General features: G+C 70.8%; 17 protein-coding genes and 1 pseudogene. 8 read left to right on the forward strand and 10 right to left on the reverse strand.

What is annotated here, in order from left to right; translation table 11 throughout:
- Positions 1-25 precede the first annotated feature (25 nt).
- The 3 genes from N1032_RS07670 to N1032_RS07680 form a co-directional block, all read right to left on the reverse strand.
- Positions 26-1,156 carry a DUF4192 domain-containing protein gene (locus N1032_RS07670; protein WP_259538432.1) on the reverse strand — a complete coding sequence of 377 codons (1,131 nt, stop codon included), beginning with the start codon at positions 1,154-1,156 and terminating at the stop codon, positions 26-28.
- Positions 1,157-1,412: 256 nt separating this feature from the next.
- A complete protein-coding gene (locus N1032_RS07675) occupies positions 1,413-1,967 on the reverse strand; it encodes a YceI family protein (protein WP_259538433.1) in 555 nt (184 codons plus the stop codon).
- A 121-nt stretch (positions 1,968-2,088) separates the two neighbouring features.
- The gene (locus N1032_RS07680) at positions 2,089-2,586 is read right to left on the reverse strand and encodes a hypothetical protein (RefSeq protein WP_259538434.1); all 498 of its coding nucleotides are present in this window, start codon (positions 2,584-2,586) and stop codon (positions 2,089-2,091) included.
- Positions 2,587-2,656: 70 nt separating this feature from the next.
- Here N1032_RS07680 and N1032_RS07685 point away from each other — a divergent pair, with 70 nt between their 5' ends.
- The gene (locus N1032_RS07685) at positions 2,657-3,814 is read left to right on the forward strand and encodes a coiled-coil domain-containing protein (RefSeq protein ID WP_259538435.1); all 1,158 of its coding nucleotides are present in this window, start codon (positions 2,657-2,659) and stop codon (positions 3,812-3,814) included.
- 50 nt (positions 3,815-3,864) lie between these two features.
- On the opposite strand, the gene N1032_RS07690 is transcribed toward N1032_RS07685, so the two are convergent.
- Both N1032_RS07690 and N1032_RS07695 read right to left on the reverse strand, forming a co-directional pair.
- Complete coding sequence (locus N1032_RS07690) at positions 3,865-4,827, reverse strand: DNA-3-methyladenine glycosylase family protein (RefSeq protein ID WP_259538436.1); 963 nt, start codon at positions 4,825-4,827, stop codon at positions 3,865-3,867.
- Between the two features lie 178 nt (positions 4,828-5,005).
- A complete protein-coding gene (locus tag N1032_RS07695; RefSeq protein ID WP_259538437.1) occupies positions 5,006-5,953 on the reverse strand; it encodes an NUDIX domain-containing protein in 948 nt (315 codons plus the stop codon).
- Between the two features lie 58 nt (positions 5,954-6,011).
- On the opposite strand from N1032_RS07695, the gene folP reads away from it, so the two are divergent.
- Together folP and N1032_RS07705 are read left to right on the forward strand one after the other, a co-directional pair.
- Positions 6,012-6,899, forward strand: a complete 888-nt coding sequence (gene folP, locus N1032_RS07700) for a dihydropteroate synthase (RefSeq protein ID WP_259538438.1) — start codon at positions 6,012-6,014, stop codon at positions 6,897-6,899.
- A 52-nt stretch (positions 6,900-6,951) separates the two neighbouring features.
- The gene (locus N1032_RS07705; protein ID WP_259538439.1) at positions 6,952-7,737 is read left to right on the forward strand and encodes a pyrimidine reductase family protein; all 786 of its coding nucleotides are present in this window, start codon (positions 6,952-6,954) and stop codon (positions 7,735-7,737) included.
- Here N1032_RS07705 and N1032_RS07710 read toward each other — a convergent pair.
- Positions 7,734-10,241: a DEAD/DEAH box helicase gene (locus N1032_RS07710; protein WP_259538682.1), complete on the reverse strand. Its 2,508-nt coding sequence runs from the start codon at positions 10,239-10,241 to the stop codon at positions 7,734-7,736. The two genes, N1032_RS07705 and N1032_RS07710, sit on opposite strands and share 4 nt — an antisense overlap.
- A gap of 201 nt (positions 10,242-10,442) precedes the next feature.
- On the opposite strand from N1032_RS07710, the gene N1032_RS07715 reads away from it, so the two are divergent.
- Complete coding sequence (locus N1032_RS07715; RefSeq protein ID WP_259538440.1) at positions 10,443-10,826, forward strand: RNA-binding S4 domain-containing protein; 384 nt, start codon at positions 10,443-10,445, stop codon at positions 10,824-10,826.
- A 66-nt stretch (positions 10,827-10,892) separates the two neighbouring features.
- Entirely contained in the window at positions 10,893-12,509 is a 1,617-nt protein-coding gene (locus N1032_RS07720; RefSeq protein ID WP_259538441.1) for a coiled-coil domain-containing protein, read from the forward strand.
- 85 nt (positions 12,510-12,594) lie between these two features.
- Here the strand turns inward: N1032_RS07720 and N1032_RS07725 are convergent.
- Positions 12,595-13,848: pseudogene (locus N1032_RS07725) on the reverse strand (MFS transporter).
- Between the two features lie 158 nt (positions 13,849-14,006).
- On the opposite strand from N1032_RS07725, the gene N1032_RS07730 reads away from it, so the two are divergent.
- From N1032_RS07730 to N1032_RS07740, 3 genes are all read left to right on the forward strand, one after another.
- Complete coding sequence (locus N1032_RS07730; protein ID WP_259538442.1) at positions 14,007-14,648, forward strand: TetR/AcrR family transcriptional regulator; 642 nt, start codon at positions 14,007-14,009, stop codon at positions 14,646-14,648.
- Positions 14,645-14,797 carry a hypothetical protein gene (locus N1032_RS07735; RefSeq protein WP_259538443.1) on the forward strand — a complete coding sequence of 51 codons (153 nt, stop codon included), beginning with the start codon at positions 14,645-14,647 and terminating at the stop codon, positions 14,795-14,797. The genes N1032_RS07730 and N1032_RS07735 overlap by 4 nt, the downstream gene beginning before the upstream one ends.
- Positions 14,798-15,267: 470 nt before the next feature.
- On the forward strand, positions 15,268-15,867 hold the full coding sequence (locus N1032_RS07740) for a TetR/AcrR family transcriptional regulator (RefSeq protein WP_259538444.1): 600 nt from the start codon (positions 15,268-15,270) through the stop codon (positions 15,865-15,867).
- Positions 15,868-15,911: 44 nt separating this feature from the next.
- Here the strand turns inward: N1032_RS07740 and N1032_RS07745 are convergent, their stop codons facing one another.
- From N1032_RS07745 to N1032_RS07755, 3 genes are read right to left on the reverse strand one after another with little or no spacing between them, the layout of a single operon-like run.
- A complete protein-coding gene (locus N1032_RS07745; protein WP_259538445.1) occupies positions 15,912-17,657 on the reverse strand; it encodes an FAD-binding oxidoreductase in 1,746 nt (581 codons plus the stop codon).
- Positions 17,654-18,415 (reverse strand): lysophospholipid acyltransferase family protein, encoded by a 762-nt coding sequence (locus N1032_RS07750; RefSeq protein ID WP_259538446.1) that lies wholly within the window; start codon positions 18,413-18,415, stop codon positions 17,654-17,656. Before N1032_RS07750 ends, N1032_RS07745 begins: the two co-directional genes overlap by 4 nt.
- Positions 18,412-19,230: an SDR family NAD(P)-dependent oxidoreductase gene (locus N1032_RS07755; protein WP_259538447.1), complete on the reverse strand. Its 819-nt coding sequence runs from the start codon at positions 19,228-19,230 to the stop codon at positions 18,412-18,414. Before N1032_RS07755 ends, N1032_RS07750 begins: the two co-directional genes overlap by 4 nt.
- Between the last annotated feature and the right edge of the window lie 79 nt (positions 19,231-19,309).

Genomic DNA, 19,309 nt, shown 5'->3' on the forward strand with positions numbered 1-19,309 from the left:
TCTCGGGCCACTGCCATGCCGACGGTCATCGGTGGATCGTGAGGGGTGAGCCCGGCGCCTCGCCGAGCCACTCCGGAACAAGGGCGTGGTCGATGACCTGCAGGAAGAGGCCGGCGAGCTCGTAGTCGGGATCGGCGCGAAGGCCCTCCTCGAAGTAGCGAGCAGCGACCGAACCCCGCCCGCGGGCCCACTCGAGCCAGCCGAGCATGGTGAGCGGAGGCGCCGCGATGGAGTCGGGCACGCACGACACGATGTGCCGCAGCAGACCGACCGCTCGGGCGAGGTCGGCCGGCGCCGGGGCCCGGGTTCCTTCGCCGAGGAAGGTGCTGAGCAGCCGATCCTCGGGCAGGTGTTCGGGTGCATCGGGGTGCGCCGCATGCTGAACCGACTCGTGGAGTGCCACGACACCGGCTTCGAGCCCCCACGCGCACATCATGAGCACGCAATCGCGCACGAGCTTGTGCCGCAGCGACCAGGCCAGCGACACCGTTCGGGCGTCGGACGGAGGACCGGCCGCCGGGTCGGCGCGCAAGGCGTCGTGCCACCGCAACAGCACGTCGACGACGTCGGCATCAGGATCGGCACGCCCCGGCCGATCGAGCACCGCGACGGAGGCCATGGCCCGGGAGCGACGGCGCTCCGAGAGCGGCACGATGGGCACGAACGGGCCGTGGTGCGGGTCGCCACCCCGGGTGACGTCGCCGGCGGGAGGCACGACGGCCGCGGGCAAGGGGTGCCACGCTTCGGGTCGCTCGGCGGCATCCGCCCACCGGCCTCGAATCACGAAGAACGCGCGGGGAACCTCGAAACCGGCGGCACTGAGGCGCGACCGCACCCGTTCGAGCACGGGACGCAAGGCTGCCGACGACGGAGGGCCGTCGTCGGGACCGTCGTCGGGACCTCCATAGAGCACGATCTCGGCCGCGGTGGCCGCTGTGACCCGGGCCACGACCCCGGTGATGGCGTGGGCGTAGTCGTCGCCCGCCGCTCCGCCCGGAGGGGGCAGGTCGACCCGCACGACAGCCGGCGGGCGCCGTCGTCGCCGGATGACGAGCACGAGCGAGTTCGATGGGCGGAGGCCAAGCACGGAATCGACTTCGCGCACGATCTCGGCGAGGCGATGGGTGGTCGGTGGACTGGTGGTGATGGTGGACATGACGACAGTGTCGTGACCGGCCGGGCGGAGCGGGGGCGGCCGAGCGGATCTGTGCAGAGAATCGACGCGCGCCTGAGCTGTGGAGAACCCGCGCTGTGGAGAACCGGAGCAGCGGAGAATCGGAGCAGCGGAGAACCGGAGCGATCCGACATCCGGTGCCGGGGCGAGCGAATCGCCGCGGAGACGACGACACCGCCGACCGGAGAACCGATCGGCGGTGTCAGACGTGGAGCTGCGGCCGAGGGCCGCGTCGGGGTTACGGCTGCAGAACGGCCTGGACCTCGATGGTGATGGTGACCTTGTCGCCGACCAGCACGCCGCCGGTCTCGAGGGCGGCGTTCCAGTTCACGCCGAACTCGTTGCGGTCGACCTCGGTGGTGGCGGTGAAGCCGGCCTTGTAGTTGCCGTAGGGGTCGGTGCCGAAGCCGCCGAACTCGAAGTCGAAGGTGACGGGCTTGGTGACGCCCTTGATCGTCAGATCGCCGTCGACCTTGTAGTCGCCGCCCTCGAGGCGCACGCCGGTCGACACGAAGGTGAGCTCGGGGTGGGTCGGGGCGTCGAAGAAGTCGTTGGTGGCCAGGTGGCCGTCGCGGTTCTTGTCGTTGGTGTTCACCGAAGCCACATCGGCCGAAGCGGTGACCTTGGTGTCGAGCGGGTTCTCACCGGTGACGAAGGTGGCGTCGAACTTCTCGAACTTGCCCTTCACCTTGCTGATGAGCATGTGGCGAACGCTGAAGGCGACCTCGGAGTGCGAGGGGTCGATGGTCCAGGTGCCTGCTTTGTAACCGGGGATCTCGATGGTGTCTGTCATTGTGTCTCTCTTCGTGAGTCGTGGGTCGTTCTCGAGGCGCGAAGGTGGCCCGTGTCAATGCAAATGCATTGACAGCCTCAATTATTCCCGGGTTCAGCACAGGAAATTCAGCGCAGGAAATTCAGCGCAAGATCTCCACCATCAGCACCCACGCGTTCAGGATGGCCACGATGAAGATGGCGACGAACCCGGATGCCACCACGTTGAGACCCGCCTCGGAGCCGAAAGCCACCATCACCCCGCCGATCAGCACCAGACCGATCGAGCCGATGCCGAGCACGGCGGTTCCGATCTTCGAGTTCAGACTTGCCCCCTCGGTGGTGGCGAACATGCGGCGCACCGAGTCGACCTCGAATCCGAGAGCCGCGGCCGAGAACGCGATGAGCTGAAGGCCGAGCAGCAGTGCCGGCTGATCGGGGATGAGCATCGTGGCGGCACCCACCAAGATCGCCGTGATCGACGCCACCGTCGCGCCGGCGCGGGCGGGTAGGCCGGAGCCGGCGATGATCTCTTTCAGGTTGACCGAGATCGCCACGATGATGAGGCCCGCGAGGGCGGCGGCCGCCCCGGCGGTGGCCACGGCGAAGTCGTGCCAGCCTTCCATGTCGAGCGGATGCATGGGCACATGGTATCGGGACGCGCGCGTCGCCTTTCAACAACTTTCACTCTCGTCACATACTCTGGAGGCCATGTGGAAGCTTTCGGCGCGCGGCTGGAGCGTGATGACGATCGTCGTCGCACTCGTCGCAGGATCGAGCGCGACGGCCGCTGCCCAGGGCGCGCCGGCGTCTCTCGTGCGTGACGACTACCCCACCTGGGACGAGGTGAACGCCGCTCTCAACAACGAGCAGGCCACCAAGAACGAGGTCGACCGCATCCAGACCGCTCTGCAGCAAGATGAGGCGAACGCCGCCGCCGCCGAGAACCTCAGCCTGCAGCGGGGCAGCGAATACCTCACCGCGAAGTACAACCTCGACGTCGCGACCACCTACGCCGACAACCTCACCACCCAGGCGTCGGCCGCCACCGCCGAGGCCCAGCGCGCGACCCTGCAGGTCGGCCAGCTGGTGGCGCAGCTCTACCGCTCGGGCGGCGACTCCACCCTCAACCTGATCCTCAACCAGAACGACTCCGACTCCCTGCTCTACCAGCTCGGCACGATGTCGAAGCTCACCGAGCAGACCGCCGGCATCCGCGACGCGGCGGTCGCGGCGCAGAACACCGCCGATCAACTCGCTCAGCAGGCCGAGGTCGCCCAGAACGAACGCAACGCGCTCGAGCAGGCGGCCGAGGAAGCCAAGCAGCAGGCCGAGGCAGCCGCGGCCGAAGCCCAGGACCAGGTCGCCGCGACATCCTCTCGTCGTGACCAGATGCAGGCGCAGCTGGCCGCTCTGCAGAAGGTCAGCGTCGACGTGGTGCAGAAGTTCCAGGAGGGCGAGGCCTACCGCGCGGCCGAAGAGGCGAAGCGCGCCGCCGCCGCGGCCGCGAGTGACGCGCCGGGCAGCAGCTGGGTTCCCGACGGTGGTGCGGTCGCCTCGCCGACGGAGGCGAAGGCGATCGCCGCGGGGCTGATGGGTTCCTACGGCTGGAGCGGCGGGCAGTACGACTGCCTGGTTCAACTCTGGATCGGCGAGTCGGGCTGGCGGGTGAACGCCTACAACGAGTCGAGCGGCGCCTACGGCATTCCGCAGTCGCTGCCCGCGTCGAAGATGGCATCGGTCGGCGCCGACTACGTCACCAACGCGCAGACCCAGATCATCTGGGGCATGAACTACATCGCTGGCCGCTACGGCACGCCCTGCAGCGCCCTCTCGACCTGGCAGGCGCGGTCGCCGCACTGGTACTAGGCCGGCGCGGGGCGGCTACCGGCGGCGGCGCTCGATGCCAGCGGTAGCGGTCAGTGCCAGCGGTGGTCCTGGATCGTCATGCGCGGCCCGTGGCGCGGCGGCCTGAAGCCGCTCGCCAGCACGAGCCGCACGATGCGCTGACGCTGGCCGGCCCAGGGTGCGAGCAGGTCGGCCAGCGCGTCGTCGTCGATCGCCTCGCCCACCAGGGCCCAGCCTATGGTGGCGGCGAGGTGGTAGTCGCCGAAGCTGACGGCGTCGGGATCGCCGTGCGACCGCTGCGAGGTCTCGGCGGCCGTCCACACGCCGACCCCCGTGACGGTGCGCAGCAGACGCTGCACCTCGGCGCCTCCGCGACCGATCGACGTAGTGCGTTCGAGCCCGCTCGCGACCGTCGCGGCCCCGATCACCGTCTTCGAGCGACGCGGATCCACGCCCGCCCGATGCCACTCCCACGACGGGATGCGCCGCCACTGCTCCGCGGTGAGCGGCACCCGCAATGCTGCCGGCACGGGGCCCGGCGGGCGCTCCCCGTGCTTGGTGACGAGCACCCGCCAGGCCCGGAAGGCCTCGGTCGACGTGACCTTCTGCTCGATGATGGCGGCGGCGAGCGAATCGAGCACCCGGGCCGTGCGGGTGAGCCGCAGCCCCGGGTTGCGATGCCTCGACGACTCGAGCAGCTCGAACGCGGTGAGGTCGAGATCGCTCCAGTCGTCGCCGTCTCCGAGCAGTTCAGGCACCGAGGCGAGAGCAGCGGATGCTCCGCTCCCCCACGCCCGGGCCCGCACCCGGCCGCGCGTGCCCGAGATGTGCAGGCTGGCCGCGCCCTCCGCGGTGCGCAGAGTCAGCCACACCCCGGTGCCCGCTTCGTCGAACCGCACGCACGGGTCACCGGGCCCGCGCCGCAGCGGGCCGAGGGTCGCGCGCCAGTCGACCGGCTCGCGCGGCTCGTAGACCAGCTCGAGGGGCGCCTCGGCCACGCTCTCGGCGCGGGCCGGCTCGCTGGTGATCGTCATCGACATGAAGACTACGTGAGGCGACGGACATCCGCGTCGCGCCACGAGCGGCACGAGCGGCATGCCGATGAGGCAGGAGGTGGTCGGCGGTACTTCGGCCGCGGCATCGCACCCGCGCGAGCCAAGCCCTCACACCCGCGCGAGCCCGGGTCATGCACGGGTCGAGCACACGCGGCGATCAGGCGCCCGGCAGCCCGTCCGGCGGCCCGCCCGGCAGCCCGTCCAGCAGCGTCAGCAGCCAGCCCGGCCCCCGCACCTCGGCGCCGAACTCCTCGACCCGTCGGGCGAGGGCGCGATCAGCGGTCACCACGATCGTCGTGGCCGGCGGCCCGGCCCTGACCAGGTCGACCACCGAGTCGACGATGGTGTCATCGCCCGACCCGGCAGCCCGCACCACGTCGAGCGCCGGAACGAGCGAGCCCGCCTCGGGCACGGGCACCGCGGCATCCCGCGCCTGCCCTTCGACCACCACCGTGAACGCGGGCCAGCTGCGGCCCGCCGCCGCACCGAACTCGCTCGAGGCGACTCCGGTCGCGTTCAGCCGGGAGATCCGCGCGAGCAGCGCCTCGTTGGCGCCACGGCGGTCTTTCCACCAGCCGTCGGGCCGGCTGCCGACCACGTTCGCCGCGTCGACCACCACCCGGATGCGCTCGTCGAGCCGCCCGCGAAGGAGGGGCCATGCCGACCCGAACCCCGGATGCAGCGGCAGCCCGTCGACCTCCTCCACCGGCACCCAGCGCAGCTCGAGACTCTCGGCGTCGCCGATGCTCGGCTCGAAGAAGCGCGTGGTGCGCGCCAGCACCGTGACATATGACCAGTAGCCGAGATCGAGGGTCGACGTCACCGCGATCTGCAACGCGTCGGCCGGCACTCCGGCCTCTTCGCCCGCCTCGCGGATGGCGCCCGCCACCGCCGTCTCACCCTCGTGCCGCGCGCCGCCCGGCAGCCCCCAGGTGCCACCGAAATGGCTCCATTCGGCCCGATGCTGCAGCAGGATGCCGGCACCCTCGTCGTGCACGAGCAGCCCCGCGGCACCGTAGCGCCCCCAGTAGCGGCGACCGTCGGGACCTTCGACCCACGCGTCTCCGCTGTCGCGCGGCGGGAGTCGGGGCGGCACCTCGGTCATGCTCCAACCCTCTCATGACCCGTCGCCCGCCGCCGGTGCGAGCGACCAAGATGGAAACATGCAGATCGCGATGCCACCGTTGACCCACCCGGTGCGGCAGCTCGGCAGCCGCCGCTTCGACTTCGACCGGCAGGCCGCGGTGATGGCCATCGTGAACCGCACACCCGACTCGTTCTTCGACCAGGGAGCGACCTTCGCGCTGGAGAGCGCGGTCGGCGCCGCTCTGGCCGCCGCCGCGGGCGGGGCCGACTGGGTCGACGTCGGCGGCGTGAAGTTCGCGCCGGGCCCGGAGGTCGAGGCGTCCGTCGAGCTCGACCGCGTGCTGCCGGTCGTCGAAGCGGTCGCGGCGGCGAGCGACGTCGTGATCTCGGTCGACACGTTCCGGGCCGAGGTGGCGGCCGCCTGCATCGCGGCGGGAGCCCACGTGGTCAACGACACCACGGGGCTGCGCGACCCCGAGATGGCGTCGGCGGTGGCGGCGTCCGGCGCCTCGCTCATCATCACGCACAGCCTCGCCGAGCCGCGGCAGCCCTACCCGAGCCCCCGCTACGACGACATCGCCACCGAGGTGCGCGCGGCCCTCGAAGAGCGGGTGCAGCGGGCGGTGGATGCCGGCATCCCTGAACAGCGACTGTTCATCGACCCCGGACACGACCTCAACAAGAACACCGTGCAGAGCCTCGAACTGACCCGCCGCATGGATGAGATCACGCGCATCGGCATTCCCACGCTCGCGGCGGTGTCGAACAAGGACTTCATCGGCGAGACCCTGGGAGTCGCGAAATCGGAGCGGCGCGAGGGCTCGATCGTGGCCGCGACCGTGTGCGTGATGCTCGGCGCGCGCGTGGTGCGCATGCACGACGTGCCGGCCGCGGTGGCATCGATGCGCATGCTGGAGGGCATCCTCGGATTCCGCGAGCCCGTGCAGGCGGAGCACAATGTCTAGAGCGAGCCGCGACCCGCGACGCCCGCGACCCGCCGAACGGAGCTGACGAGCGATGCCCGACGAGATCGAGATGCTCTACCCGACGACCGCGTCGGCAGCCGCAGCCGCACCGGCGGGCCTCACCGGCGACGATCTGCTCGCCCTCTACGCGCCCGCCGACCGCGGCACCCCGCACCTGCGGGTCAACTTCATCGAGAGCCTCGACGGCTCGGCGACGCTCGAAGGCCGGTCGGGAGGACTCGGCCGCCCCGCCGACAAACTCGTGTTCGACACCCTGCGCGGCGTGGCCGACGTCGTGCTGGTCGGGGCCGGCACCGCGCGGGCCGAGGGCTACGGCGCCCTGACCGTCGCACCGCGATTCGACGGATGGCGCCGGGATGCCGGCCTCTCACCCCAACCCGCGATGGCCCTCGTGAGCGGCCGCCTCGACTTCGACCCCACGAGCGACCTGTTCGCCAAGGCCGCGACGAAGCCGCTCGTGTTCACCGCGAGATCGGCGCCGCAGCAGGCCAGGGACCGGCTCTCGGATGTCGCCACCATCGTCGACGCGGGCGACACCGTCGTCGACGCGGCGGTCGTGGTGCACGAGCTCACCTCCCGCGGTCTCACCCAGGTGCTCTGCGAGGGCGGCCCGTCGTTCTTCGGCGACCTGATCGCGGCCGACCTCGTCGATGAGCTCTGCCTCAGCATGAGCCCCGTGCTCGAGGGCGGAAAGGGGTCGCGGGTGGCCACGGCTCGCGCGGCGGCATCCATGCCCCGTGGCCTGCGACTGGCGCACCTGCTGAAAAGCGGCAGCCTGCTGCTCACGCGGTGGGTGCGCGAGGAGCAGCCCGCCTAGAGCTGGTCGACCGCCGTCACCCGCAGAACGGCGACGCCGGCCTCGTTCGAGGCGGCGAGATCGATCTCGGCCGAGATGCCCCAGTCGTGGTCGCCGGCCGGGTCGTCGAAGATCTGACGTGCGCGCCAGACCTCGGTGCCCTCGTCGAGGATGAGCAGGGCGGCGCTGCGCGCGTGCGGGCCGATGCCGACCGAGTCGTGCACGTCGTAGTAGGCGTCCATCGCCTCGGCCCAGCGGTCGGCGCCGAATCCGGATGCCGCGTCGAGCTCGCCGAGCTCGTCCCACGCCTCCCGGGCGGCGAGCGTGACCCGGCGGAACAGCTCGTTGCGCACCAGGATGCGGAACGCCCGCGGGTTCGAGGTGAGCAGGCGCGGCGCGGGAGGCACGATCGCGTCGTCCTCCGCCTCGTGCGCGGCGGCGGCGGCCACCGCGTCGGGGTTGATCAGCGCCTCCCACTCGTCGAGCACGCTCGAGTCGGTCTGCCGCACGAGCTCGCCGAGCCACTCGATCAGGTCGAGCAGGTCGTCGTTCTTGAACTCGTCGGGAACCGTGGTGCGCAGGGTGCGGTAGGCGTCGGAGAGGTAGCGCAGCACGAGCCCTTCCGACCGCGCGAGCCGGTAGAACGCGATGTACTCGCCGAACGACATCGCCCGCTCGTACATGTCGCGGATGACCGACTTCGGCGAGATGTCGAAGTCGCCGATCCAGGGCTGCGAGGCGCGGTAAGTGTCGAAGGCCTCGCTCAAGAGGCCGAGCAGCGGCTTCGGGTAGGTGACGTCGTCGAGCAGGTCCATGCGCTGGTCGTAGTCGAGCCCCTCGGCCTTCATCGCCTGCACCGCCTCGCCGCGCGCCACGAACTGTTGCGCCGAGAGCACCGCCCGGGGGTCGTCGAGAATGGCCTCCGTCACCGACACGACGTCGAGGGCGAAGGTCGGCGAGTTCTCGTCGAGCAGGTCGTAGACCGCGAGGGCGAAGGGCGAGAGCGGCTGGTTGAGGGCGAAATTGGGCTGCAGATCGACGGTGAGCCGGATGACGGTGTCGCCGGTCGTGGCATCCGTCACCTGTTCGACCACCCCGGCCGTGCGCAGGGTGCGGTAGATGGCGAGGGCCTGGCGGATGAGGTCGCGCTGCCGCGGGCGGGGCTCGTGGTTGTCTTCGAGCAGCGAGCGCATGCTCGTGAAGACGTCGCCGCCGCGCGCGATGGTGTTGAGCACCATGGCGTGCGTCACGGTCATGTGCGACGTGAGGCGCTCAGGTTCGGCGGCGATGAGTTTCTCGAAACTCGGCTCGCCCCACGACACGAATCCCTCGGGCGCCTTCTTGCGGATGAACTTGCGGCGCTTCTTCGGGTCGTCGCCCATCTTCGCGAGCGCCTTGAGGTTCTCGGTCTCGTGCTCGGGCGCCTGCACCACCACGGTGCCGGCCGTGTCGTAGCCGGCGCGGCCCGCGCGACCGGCGATCTGGTGGAACTCGCGGGCGGTGAGCTGGCGCATCCGGGTGCCGTCGAACTTCGTCAGCGCCGAGAGCAGCACGGTGCGGATAGGCACGTTGATGCCGACGCCGAGGGTGTCGGTGCCGCAGATCACCTTGAGCAGGCCGCGTTGGGCGAGGCGCTCGACCAGGCGGCGGTACTTCGGCAGCATGCCCGCGTGGTGCACGCCGATGCCCATGCGGATGAGACGCGACAGGGTCTTGCCGAACGCCGTCGTGAACCGGAACGGGCCGATCAGCTCGGCGATCTCGTCGCGCTGCTCGCGACTGGCCACCCGGATGCTCGACAGGGCCTGGGCCCGCTCGACCGCCGCGAGCTGCGAGAAGTGCACGATGTAGACCGGTGCCTGGTTGGTCTGCAAGAGCTCTTCGACGGTCTCCTGAATCGGCGTGGTGGCGTAGTGGTAGGTGAGCGGGACCGGGCGGTCGACCCCCGTGATGACGGTGGTCTCGCGGCCGGTGCGGCGGGAGAGGTCGGTGGCGAGCCACTCGACGTCGCCGAGGGTCGCCGACATGAGGATGAACTGCGCGCCCGGGATGGACAGGATGGGCACCTGCCAGGCCCAGCCGCGGTCGGGCTCGGCGTAGAAGTGGAACTCGTCCATCACGATCTGGCCGACCTCGGTGTCGGGGCCGTGGCGCAGCGCGAGATTGGCGAGGATCTCGGCGGTCGCGCAGATGATGGGCGCGTCGGCGTTGACCGACGAGTCGCCCGTGACCATGCCCACGTTCTCGGCGCCGAAGATGCCGACGAGGTCGAAGAACTTCTCGGAGACGAGCGCCTTGATGGGCGCCGTGTAATAGGTGCGGATGCCCTGGGCCAGGGCGACCGCGTGCGCCCCGACGGCGACGAGCGACTTCCCGGTGCCGGTGGGGGTGGAGAGGATGACGTTCTCGCCCGACACGATGGCGACGATCGACTCGTCCTGCGCGGGGTAGAGCGGAGTGCCCCGATCGGCGGCCCACTCGGAGAACGCCTCGTAGGCGGCGTCCGGATCGAAAGGATGCGGCATCGCCGGGCGGGAGGGGAAGGCGGATGCGGGCACCCGCCCAGCCTAGGCGGTGGCGTGAGGTCGTTTCGGGCCGATTCGGGAGGACTCGGGAGGAGTCCGGGAGGACTCGGGAGGAGGAGAAGCGAAGCAGGACCCCAGGCGGGGTGCTTCCCTTCTCCTCCTCCCGAAATGGCGATCGGCCGGATGTGCGAGGCTGTGGGCATGGTTTCGGAAGGCTCGGTGCGCGTCGACAGCTGGCTGTGGGCAGTGCGGGTCTACAAGACGCGCTCGCTCGCCACTGCCGCGTGCCGGGCCGGGCACGTGCGCCTCAACGGCGAGCGGGTCAAGGCGGCCCAGAACGTGCGCGTGGGCGACGAGGTGCGGGCGCGCATCAGCGGGTTCGACCGCATCCTGAAGGTGAGCCGGCTGGCCGTGAAGCGCGGATCGGCGACGGCCGCGGCGGAGTGCTTCATCGACCTCACTCCCCCGCCACCGCCCCGCGATTCGGTCGCCTTCGTGCCCGTGCGCGATCGCGGAACCGGGCGCCCGACCAAACGCGACCGCCGCGAGATGGAACGGCTGCGGGGTGTCAGGGACGACTACTAACCTTGGTTACGACCCCCGCGACGACGAGCGGTGGGTACCCCGAACCGCGAGGCCAGTAGGAGCATCATGTCTGACGCCACCACGACCGAATACCAGCTCACCGGGCGCGACAGAACCGCGCTGAGCTTCGTCAACGCGTCGCTGAAGATCGGCACCCCCGAGTTCCGCGAGCGCTACGAGACCATCGTCGACGAGCTCTACCGGCACCACTTCGTCGACCCGACGGCGCACCCGGCCTACGAGCCGCCCGTCGTCGTGCCGGTCGAGGAGGTCGAGGGTGAGAGCGATCCGCTCGAGATCATCCGGTCGCAGCTCGGGCTCGTGATCGACGACCGTCGGGTGCGCGACAACGCGCGAACGGATGCCGAGCGTCGCCTCGCCGAGACCTCCGCCCAGCTCGCCGACATGACCGCTCGCTACGAAGACACCCAGGCCCGCCTCGACGAGACCACCGCCGCGCTGCGCCAGCGCGAGTCGGAGCTGGCTGAGCTGCAGCAGCGCCTGGCCGCCGACACGGCCGCGCTGCAGGCGCAGCTCGCCGACGAGACCGGCCGACTTCGGGCGCAGCTGACCGACGAGACGGGCCGGCTGCAGGCCGAGCTGGCCGCGACGACCGCCCGGCTGACCGACGAGCAGCAGTCGGCGGCGGCGGGCTACGAGACCCAGATCGTGGGCCTGCAGACCGCCCACGCGGCCCAGCTCGACGAGGTGCGCTCGGCGCACACCGCGCAGATCGAGCAGCTGACCGTCGCCCACGCGGGCCAGGTGGAGCAGTTCACCGGTGCCTACACGGTGCAGATCGACGAGCTGCGGGCCGCCCACGCCGCCCAGGTCGAGCAGCTCACCTCGGCGCACGCCGCTGAGACCGAGCAGTTGCGGGCCGGGCACGCGTCGGAGTCCGACGAGCTGCGCGCGCACGACGAGACCCTTCGGGCCGAGCATGCCGCCGAGCTCGAGCAGCTGCGCGCGGAGCACGAGGCGTCGACCGCGCACCTGCAGGCCGAGCAGGCCGCCGCGAACGACCAGGTCGCCGCGGCGCACGAAGCCGAGATCGAGCAGCTCCGGGCCGCGCACGCGGCCGAGATCGAGTCGGTGCGGGCCGAGCACGAGTCGGCGCTCGAGCGGGTGACGGCAACGAATGATTCCGAGCTCGATCGTCTGCGCGAGCAGAACGAGGCGACGGATGCCGCGGCTCTCGCCGCGGGCGGCGCGGCGGTCGCGGCCTCGGCCACGGTGGCGGCGCCCTCGCCGTTCGCGGAGACGGTGGGATCGGACGAGTCCTTCTCCGAGGCACCGGGCCGCTCCTCGGCTACCAGCGACGCCGCGGATCAGGCGGCGGCGCTCGACGCCGCGCGCGCTCGCGTGGCCGATCTCGAGATCGAACTCCGCGAGGCGCGCACCGAGATCGGCATCCTCGCCGACGAGCGCGACCGCGCGCTGTCCGACGCAGCGATCTCGCTCGAAGACCGCGAGCATCTGAGCGACTCGCTCATGGCGCTCCAGTCTGAGCGCGCGACGGTCGCCGTCACCCTCGAGACCGAGTTGCGCGACGCGCGGGCGTTGCTCACCGAGATCGAGGACATCGCCACCGGCCAGCTCTGCGCCGAAGACGAGACCAACGAATACGCCATCGGCGCCAACGACGCCGCCGTCCTCGTGCTCAACGCGATCGCGGGCGAGTAGCCACCTCCCCCTCCCCCTCTCGTTGAGTTGCGCCGAAGTGCCCATCCCCGCTCCGCGGGTGGGCACTTCGGCGCAACTCGTGGGGCTAGGAACGCAGGGGGTTCGCGAGCTCGTCGCGGGGCATCCTGGCGGCCAGGATCGCGATGATCGCCAGCGGAATCGGCACGATCCCCGCCACGAGGAACACGGGCGCGATGCCGACCGCCTCACCCACCGGGCCCGCGATGGCCATCGAGATGGGCATGAAGGCGAGCGACACGAAGAAGTCGAGACTCGAGACGCGGCCCAGCATCTCGGGCGGCACCCGGCGCTGCAGCAGGGTGCCCCAGATGACGGTCGCGGCCGAGAAGGTGAAGCCCACCACGAACAGGGCGATCACCATCGCCCAGAGTTGTGAGGTGAGTCCGATCACCGCGAGCGGCGCGCTGCCGGCACCCCACAGCAGCAGCATCACGGTGAGGTAGCGGCGCGGCAGCGGGAACGACGCGACCAGGATCGACCCGGCCGCTCCCCCTATGCCGAACGCCGCGAGCGCCACGGCGAACGCGCCCGCGCCGCCACCGGTCTGGTCGCGCACGGCGAACGGCAGCAGAACCTCGATCGGCCCCATGATGACGAGGATCAGCAAGCTCGCGAACAGCAGCGTTCCGAGCAGCCACGGGGTGCGCCCCATGTAGCGGAACCCGTCGCGCAGGTCGACGAAGACACCGCGAACCGGATGCTGCGACGGCACCACCTCGCGCCGCAACGCCATCGGGCGCAGGAAGGCCACGCCCGCGACCGCGAGCAACTGCTACCCGGCGACCACCGCGAACGCGGCGCCGGGCGAGAACACCGCGATCACCCCGCTCGCCACCGCGGGCCCGGCCGCCTGCATCACGGCAGGGCGCAGCACTCCCTCGACCCCGTTGGCCGCGAGCAGGTCGTCGGCCGGCAGCACCGACGGCAGCATCGCCGAGTAGGCCGGATAGAAGAAGCCGCTCGCGAGGCCGAGCACAAGCGCCACCAGTGTGAGGTGCCAGAGCGCGAGGGTTCCGGTGAGGGCGAGCACCGCCGCCGTGGCGATGACCACGGTCTTCGTCGACTCGACCACGACCAAGATGCTGCGTTGCGGCACGCGATCGGCGATGACCCCGCCGAACAGCACCGCCGCGATGAGGCCCACGCTCGACGCCGTCGCGACCAGCGAGAGGTCGGCCGGGCCCCCGCCCGACTCGATCACCTGCCACACGATGGCGACCAGCCAGACTCCCTCCCCGAAAAGGGATAACGTGAGAGCGACGATGAGAACCCGATACTGGCGCACCAGGAACGGCCGCAGTGCCCGTGGCGCCGTCATGCGCCCCTCCTCCCCGGTCGGCGGTCGACCCGCTCCCTCGATGCGGCCGCTCTCGGCCCCATCGCCCATGTGTACACTGTCCACAACAGCAACCCGTCAACCCTGCCAGGCGTCTGGAGCCCGTGTCCAGTCGCCCCTCGTTCAGTCAGAAGGCCTTCATGAGTGACGATCTTGAAGTTCATGGTCGCACCACCTACCGACACGGCGACCTGCGCGGCGCGCTTCTCGCGGCCGGCGTCGAGATGGCCCGCGAGGGCGGGCCCGCCGCGGTGGTGCTCCGAGAAGCGACCCGCCGGGCGGGAGTGTCGCCCAACGCGGCCTACCGCCACTTCGCCGATCGCGACGCGTTGCTGCAGGCGGTGTCGGATGCCTGCCTCGGGCTGGTCGCCGACCGCATCGAAACCGAACTCGACGCCCATCCCGCCACCGGCGATACCGTCGCCGATGCACGCATGCAGCTTCGCGCCGTCGGACTCGGCTACATCGCCTTCGCGCGTGAAGAACCGGGACTGTTCCGCACCGCCTTCTCGGTGCCCGACAACCTTCAGAGCGCTGCCGAACCGCGCAAGGCCGGCATCCGGGGACGCACCCCGTTCCAGCTCGTCGGAAGCGCGCTAGACGCCCTGGTCGCCGCCGGGGTTCTTCCGCCCGAACGCCGCCAGAACGCGGAGTTCCTCGCGTGGGCCGCGGTGCACGGGCTCGGCATGCTCGTGATCGACGGCCCCCTCCGCGGCCTCGACGACCACATGATCGCCTTCGCGACCGACCGCCTGCTCGACATGGTCGACCGGGGGCTGTGAGAGACGTTCTGGCTGCCGCCGCGGGTGTGGTGGCTGCCGCCGCGGGTGTGCTAGCTGCCGCCGCGGCCGTGTTAGCTGCCGCCGCGGCCGTGCTTCGCGCGGCTGCGGCGGGGCGCGCCGCCGCCTCTGCGGCGCGCCGGAACATGTGAGCGCGCGGTCGCTGCGCGGCCACGCGCTCACCCTGGGTCGTCTAGGAGCGCCCAGCAGCTCGCGCCCCCGCACCCAAGCACTCCCAAGAAGTCACTTTCCGTTGCTCCCGGGTCACATTTGCAACAGATGGTGACTTCTCGCGCGCGGGGTGCGGTGGTGGGTGGGATGGTGCCACAACTCCACCTCCGCCGAGAAGTCACTTTTGGGTGGTTGGAGGGGGCAGTTGCAACGAAAAGTGACTTCTCGCGGAAAGGGCGCGGTGCTCCGGGGCGGGGGCGGCACGGCAGCGCACGCAACGGGCCCTACCCGACGACCCAGGCTGAGCGCGTGGCCGCGCCAGCGACCGCGCGCTCAGGTGCCGCGGCGCGCCGCAGAAGCGGCGGCGCGCCCCGTGGACGCCGCGCGCAGCACGGCGCCCACGGCAGCCAGCAGCCCAGCCAGCCCCACCACTCCTCGATACACTCGAACCATGCCCGACCGCGAAGTCGACCACTCCCTCCCGGGGGCTGACGAGCGGATCGTCGCTGCCACACTCCAGCTGCTGCGCGACCGGGGTCCGGCGGGGGTGAACGTCGAGGCGGTGGCCGCGGCATCCGGAGTCGCGAAGACCACGATCTACCGCCGCTACGAAGACCGCGAAGCCCTGCTGGTGGCCGCCATCGACGCCGCCACCACCGAGGTCACCCTGCCGACGGGGCTGTCGACCTACGACACCCTGCACTGGCTGCTCGGGCAGGCGCGCGTGCGCGTGCAGGACATCGTGGGCCGCGGCACGGTCGCCGCCATCCTGATCGACGACGACGCGCCGTTCACCGATCAGCTGCGCGACATGATCCGCATGCGCAGCCACCAGCTCGTGGCCTTTCTCGACGAGGCGGTCGCCCGCGGCGACCTGCGCGCCGGACTCGACGTGAAGCTCGTCGTGAGCGTGCTGCTCGGGTCGGCGGTGGGTCACGTCATCCGCGGCGGCGAACCCGACGAGGAGTGGGCCGACCGCCTGCTCACCCTGCTCTGGCCGGCTCTGACTCCGGATGCCGCCGACGCACCCACCCCGCCGGCACCCGCCTGAGCCGACGACGGTGTTCACGCGCGCGAGCGCGCGGCCCCGCGCCCCTAGTGCTCGGCGGGCGCCGGCACCGCGCGCTTGGCGTCGGTGGACTCCACGAGCAGCTCCACGTCGGCCTTGCCCAACTGCACCGGACCGAGCACCTTGCCCGGGTTGAACAGGTGCTGCGGGTCGGCCGAGTCGAACAGGCCCTGGATGAGGGCGACGCCGCCGGCCGAGATGTCCTGCTCCATCCACGGGGCGTGCTCGACGCCCACGCCGTGGTGGTGCGACAGGGTGCCGCCGGCATCCTGGAACGCCTGCTGGATGGAGTATTTGACCACCTCGTACTGCGCGATCGGGTCGTCACCGTGCACGAACGCGAACGTGAAGTAGAGGCATGCGCCCGAGTGGTAGGAGTGCGAGAGGTGGCACATGATCCAGCCGTGCACCCCGAGCGCGTCGTAGGCCCGCTGCGCCGCGGCGACGGTGGTGTCGTAGACCTCCTGCAGGCGCGACCAGGGCGCCGCGGTCTCCGACACGTCGGCTGCCGCTCCGCGGTCGAGCAGGAAGTCGCGCAGGTAGGGCGTGTCGAACTTCTTCTGGTCGTAGAGCGCGCCGGGGCCCTTGCCGACGCCGATGCCGCCGTGCTTCTTCACGATCGCGCCCACGAGCTTCTTCTCGTAGGACACGTGCGACGCCGCACCCTCGTAGCCTATGAACGACAGGCACATGTCGTCGAGCACCCAGCCGCGGCGCTTCAGCACCGACATCAGCACGCTCTGCGCCGCGCCCGTGACGCCCTTCGACGCCTTGCGGGTGGCGAGTGAGAAGCCGCTCTCGCGGGCATCCGACACCCTAGTGACCGACGGCGACGCGTCGGACTCCGAGATCTCGTGCATGGCCGCGAGCCCGGCCTTCCAGTTCGGGAAGAAGTAGGCCTGCACCTCGCGCACCTCGGGGGTGCGGTGCACCTGCACCGTGACCTCGGTGATGACGCCGAGGCGCCCCTCCGAGCCGATGATCATCTCGCGCACCGACGGGCCGGTCGACGTGGACGGCAGGGGTCGCAGCTCGACGACGGTGCCGGGGCGAACCATCCGGAGCCCGCGCGCGATGTCGGCGATGTCGCCGTACTTGTCGCTCTGCATGCCCGAGGAGCGGGTGGCGACCCAGCCGCCGAGCGTGGAGTGGGTGAAGCTGTCGGGGAAGTGACCGAGCGTCCAGCCCTTCGCACCCAGCTGCTCCTCGATGTCGGGGCCCTGGGCGCCGGCCTGGATGCGGGCGAGGCCTGATCCCTCATCGATCTCGAGCACCTGGTTGAGCCGGCCGAGGTCGAGCGACACGATGGTGCGCTGCTCGTCGGGCAACGGCTCGAGGCTGCCGGCGATGTTGCTGCCGCCGCCGAACGGGATGATGACGGCGCCTTGGGAGACCGCCGCGTCGACGATCTGCTGCACGTCCCACTCGTCGGCCGGGTAGACCACGATGTCGGGAACGCGCGCGATCTCGTTGCGGCGGATGCGCAGCAGGTCGCGGATCGACTTGCCGTAGGTGTGCACCACGCGCACCTCGTCGGAGGTGTGCGCGTTGTCCTCGCCCACGATGGCGACGAGCTCGGCCTCGAACGACGGCGAGAGCCGCGGCGGCGCCACGGTCAGCTGGTCGAACGAGAGCGGGGGCACGGGCGGCGTGCGCACGTCGAGGGCGACCGCCTTCTGCACGAACGGCACGAAGTCGGGCTTGTCTTCGAAGTGGAAGCCCACACCCTCGACTCCCCAGCCCCACCACTTCATGTGCTTGACGTCGGTCATGCGGCTCCCTTCGAGATGTTCCTGTTCGACGACTTCGTCGTGGCGACCGGCAGAGCCGGGATGTCATCGGTGGCGGCGGCACTGGAGTGCAGGCGCCGCACCTCCCGCTGGATGCGGGCGGAGAACTGGTCGGGCGTCTCGCCCGGCAGGCTGAGCATGGGCTCGCCGAAGATCACGGCCACGGGCGGGCGACCCGGGATGGGCCAGTTGCGCCCTCGCGGCATGGCGAGCGACGCCCCCACGAGCGCGACCGGAACGCACGGCACGTCGCACGAGATCGACAGCGCCGCGGCACCGGCCTTGAACTCTGCCATGGCACCCGTCTTCGATCGCGTGCCCTCCGGGAACACCAGCAACGGCACCCCCCGGCCGAGCAGTTTCTTCGACACGCCCTGACGGGCGGCGGTGCCGGTGCGGTCGATCGGGAACGCGTTGAAGAAGAGGGCGGTGAGGATGCGCCGCCACCAGATGTCGAAGAAGTAGTCGGCCGCGGCACCGGCGGCGAGGTAACGCCCGAGCCGGCGCGGCAGTGCGCACATGATGAGCGGCGCGTCGAGATGGCTCGAGTGGTTGGCGACGGCGATGAACGCGCCGTGCACGCCCTTGACCGCCTCGTGGCCGCGCACGCTCACACGGGTGATCGACCAGACCACCGGTTTCAGCAGCATCCGCTGGGCGACGAATCGCATGCCCGCCATCACGCCCGAGGTGAAGCGGTCTTTGGGCGCACGGATCAGGTGTGGATGCTTGTCGGTCATCGAGTCGCCTTCTGCTCTCCGGCGGTCGCCGCCCCCGTCTCGACGGGCTTGTTGCGGCTCGACGAGATGCGGCCCGACACCCAGCGCACGACGCGTCGCGGCAGGTGGTGGGTGAAGAAGATGAGCACCTTGAACCGCGCCGACGGCACCGAGAGCACCTTGCCGCGGGCGACATCCCTGAGGCACTCCTCGACCAGGTCGTCGGCATCGAGCCAGAGCACGTTCGGGATGGACTTCGTGCGGATGCCGGCGCGATCGTGGAACTCGGTGCGCACCCAGCCGGGCAGCACGGCACTGACCTGCACGTTCGTGGAGCGCAGCTCGACGGCGAGCGACTCGGTGTAGGCCGTCGTCCAGGCCTTCACGGCCGAGTAGTTGCCCGTGGCGATGGTTCCCGCCACGCTCGAGACGTTGAGGATGGTGCCCTTGTGGCGCGCCTTCATGGCCCGCCCGGCCGCCGCGCCGAGCAGGAGGACGGCGACGCACATGACGGCGATCGCGTTCTCCTGCAGCGACGTGTCTTCGTCGATGAGGGAACCGTGGATGCCGAAACCGGCGTTGTTGACGAGGAAGTCGATCGGCTCGTCGGTCGACGAGAGCCGCTCGGCGACGCGCTCGACGTCGGCGCGCACGGCGAGGTCGGCCGAGATGGTCTCGACCCGCGCGGCGCCGTCGCGACCGAGTTCGTCGGCCATCGCGCGGAGCCGGGATTCGTCGCGCGCCACCAGCACGAGGTCGTACCCGCGCAGGGAGAGCGCACGAGCGAATGCGGCACCGATACCGGATGTGCCACCGGTCACCAGAGCCGTCGCCATGATGCTTAGGATACGCTACGGAGTGCGTAGCGTCAGACGTGCGCACCCACACCACACCTCACGTCCACCGCCAGCGCGA

The organism is Herbiconiux daphne (assembly GCF_024979295.1).
GTDB classification, from domain to species: domain Bacteria; phylum Actinomycetota; class Actinomycetes; order Actinomycetales; family Microbacteriaceae; genus Herbiconiux; species Herbiconiux daphnes.